This is a genomic window from Herbivorax alkaliphila (assembly GCF_030848475.1).
Classification (GTDB): domain Bacteria; phylum Bacillota; class Clostridia; order Acetivibrionales; family Acetivibrionaceae; genus Herbivorax.
Genome location: NZ_JAVDDS010000101.1, coordinates 1 through 3,085 on the forward strand (window position 1 = coordinate 1; position 3,085 = coordinate 3,085).

Consider the following 3,085-nt stretch of genomic DNA (forward strand, 5'->3'; position numbering starts at 1 on the left):
GAGGATAAGTAATGTTTTTAAAAACTAGCAACAATAATTCTTTTAGAAAAACTACTTTTTTAGTAATAGTAATTTTAGGTGTAATATTTAATGCAATAATAATTAATGCTAATACACCTGTATTTACAAATCCAAACGCAGATACTTCAGATTATAATAGGATTGAGTCCATAAATTATATGGACGATTATACTACTGAAAGAAATACTTATTATGCAAGCTTTTCAGGAATAGGTGGAAATTGTACAAATTTTGCTTCTCAAGTTTTAGAAAATGGTGGCCTGCCATTTACAGAGCAAACTGAGTATCCTACAGAAGAACATTGGTATTATTATACACCTAGTTGGGGAATGGGAAGGACTTCAACATGGCCACATTCTCATTGGTTTAGAAAACATTGGGGTGATGTTAATGGTCAAGGAGTTAGAAGATCTTACAGACAAACAAATTATACAGTTTATGAAGCTTTGAATAGTCTTAGTGATATTGCTAACAATGTAATGCTAGGAGATATCATTCAATATACTGATTCATCTGATGGTCAAACTTATCATTCACAAGTTGTAAGGGAGAGATATAATCCATATCCTTTTAATAATCCTTACATAGAAATGGCAGAACACGATGGTGTGTGGGGAGATGGATTTTGTTCCTTAAGGACATTTTTACAAAATAGAGTTCAGGTTGGTAGAGGTAACGATTGGGTATCAGTAATTGAAATAAAATCTAGTTGGTAACTCTTTTTAAAGTATAATAGTTATATTTACTTTTAAGGAAATAAAGTGATATAATTATATATAAGATATAAAATATACATTACATATAATTAGCATATTTGAATGAATATAAAATAATAAAAAATGGAGGGTGATTTAATGAATAAGAAAATTATAGTACCTATTGTATCATTAATGATAATTGTTTCAGGAGTAATTGTATTAGCAAATTCGAATTCAACAATATCAGGTGAAAAAGAAAACTACTATCAAAATGAAGGAAAAAAAATAATGGAAGAACAAGATGAAGTTTTTAAGAAGGTAATTGAAGCTTACGAAATTGAAGGAGATTATGAAAGAAAAAAAGCACTGAAAGAATTAACTGAAAAAACTGACGAGCTTAACGAAAAAGCAGATAAATTATACAAAGAAATGAAGAAAAATGGTCACATAGAACAACAAGATGAATTGAAAAATTATTCACGAAAAGACTTAATTCAAAACTTAGAAGATTTATGTGCAATGGTTGAATGGGATATTAAAAGAAGTGAAAAAAAACAAGATGAAATAACTGCTAAATTTGAAAGAAAACAATTAAAAAAAATTGAAACTTTATTAGAAAAAGCAAAAAAAGCAGATGACTCAAAAATATCAAATTTAATGGAAGATTTTGATAAGCTTTTAGATTCAATTAAAGAAGATAGAGAAGAGTTTGATAAGTCTCATTTTTAATACTATCTTAAAGGAGTTTGGATTGGCGTTAAATAGACGCCGATTTTTTATTTTACCTATCTACAAAAAATAAGGATATATGTAAATATAATACTAATGCTTTATTAGAAAAACCAGGTAACAAACACAACTCGAATAATATTGTTGTAGGACAGACTATTTGACAGTGATCCCCCCTATGTTAAAATAGTTGTCGTAAGGTAAAAATTGTGTTAAGGTAAAAAAAGGAATTCACCAAGATTAAAGCTGAGGTGGAAACAAAATACAAAACAAAATAATTCCTTATCAACAATCCAAACTGGTTAAGTTCATAAGAAAAAATTGTATTTTTAAATATCAAATATCTCAATTAAAGCAGGCTAGAAGTACTATTCAGTAAAACAGGTATTGGTGATAATGTAATAAGGTGATACAATATTTTTGTGGTAAAAAAAGTCCGCATTAATCAAAAAGTGAGGACTAATTTTTCCGGAAAGGTGATTAAGCATGAATAATAAACATATGCAAAAAATTATTAAAGTCTTTAATGAGCATGATGGTTTTGCAAGAACTAAAGATATTCTAGAAACAGGTGTTCATTTTAGAAATATATCTAAATTAGAAAAAGAAGGAATTATATTTAAAATTAAGAGAGGTTTATATAAATTAAGTGATAGCGATTTTGACGAATATAATGAGTTGGTAGAAGCTACTAAAATTGTAGACAAAGGAGTTATATGTTTATTATCTGCACTAGATTATTATGATTACACAACTTATAATCCTTGGGAATATTATATTGCAATATATAGGGATTCAAAGAAACCTATAATTCCAGAATATCCTCCTATAAAAATTATATATTTTTCTAAAAAACAATTTGAAATGGGGATTAATACAATTTCTATTAATGGTAATGAAGTGAAAATATACGATAAAGAAAAAACAATTTGCGATTGTACAAGATATAGAAATAAAATTGGAATGGATATATTTAAGGAAGCAATTTATGCTTATTTAAACGATAAAGATAAAAGTATCAATAAATTATTAAAGTATGCAGATATTTTAGGAGTTAAAAATGTTCTCTCGGATTATCTGGAGGTATTACTGTGACAAAAAATATAAAGAATATTTCGGATTCCATCAAAGCAAAATTATTAAAGTTAGCAAGCAAATATAGTTTTGAAGGACGAATATTACAACAGGCTATAATGGAAACCTTTGAAAGAAGAAATACATTAATTGATAGACATCATGTTCTTTTTACAGAGAATTTTTCAATTAAGTCCCTGTTTTGTGGAGTTTTGAGATTTCAGAGTGGGGGAGAGACATCCTTAAAATATCGTATGTTTTAGTGTTTTGACTAAATATAAGTGAGTATTTATAAGCCAATGCTCTATAGGGAATGAGAATATGAGACATACAAGTAAAGATACAAAAAAGCATATGAAGCTTTTTAGTGAAAGAACTTTAGCAAATTTAATATCTTCTCTTATGTCAGCTGGAATATATCTTTTTTCTTAACATTATTGTTTGATCCTTTAAGCGGATTATTATTGCTTATTTAATATGTAGATAACAACAGACAGAAAAACCAAGGACTCCAGAAATTAATTGAAATCCTTGGTTTATGTTTACCTAGAAATATCACAATA

At 27.4% G+C, this 3,085-nt stretch carries 4 protein-coding genes; all 4 read left to right on the forward strand.

From position 1 onward, the window contains the following. Positions 1-11: 11 nt before the first annotated feature. The 4 genes from RBH29_RS17280 to RBH29_RS17295 all read left to right on the forward strand — a co-directional run bounded on the left by RBH29_RS17280 (position 12) and on the right by RBH29_RS17295 (position 2,785). Entirely contained in the window at positions 12-737 is a 726-nt protein-coding gene (locus RBH29_RS17280) for an amidase domain-containing protein (RefSeq protein ID WP_306698252.1), read from the forward strand. 138 nt (positions 738-875) lie between these two features. Beyond that, on the forward strand, positions 876-1,448 hold the full coding sequence (locus tag RBH29_RS17285) for a hypothetical protein (protein WP_306698253.1): 573 nt from the start codon (positions 876-878) through the stop codon (positions 1,446-1,448). 486 nt (positions 1,449-1,934) lie between these two features. Further along, positions 1,935-2,543: a type IV toxin-antitoxin system AbiEi family antitoxin domain-containing protein gene (locus RBH29_RS17290; RefSeq protein ID WP_306698254.1), complete on the forward strand. Its 609-nt coding sequence runs from the start codon at positions 1,935-1,937 to the stop codon at positions 2,541-2,543. After that, positions 2,540-2,785 (forward strand): hypothetical protein, encoded by a 246-nt coding sequence (locus tag RBH29_RS17295; RefSeq protein WP_306698255.1) that lies wholly within the window; start codon positions 2,540-2,542, stop codon positions 2,783-2,785. Before RBH29_RS17290 ends, RBH29_RS17295 begins: the two co-directional genes overlap by 4 nt. The last annotated feature ends 300 nt before the right edge of the window (positions 2,786-3,085 follow it).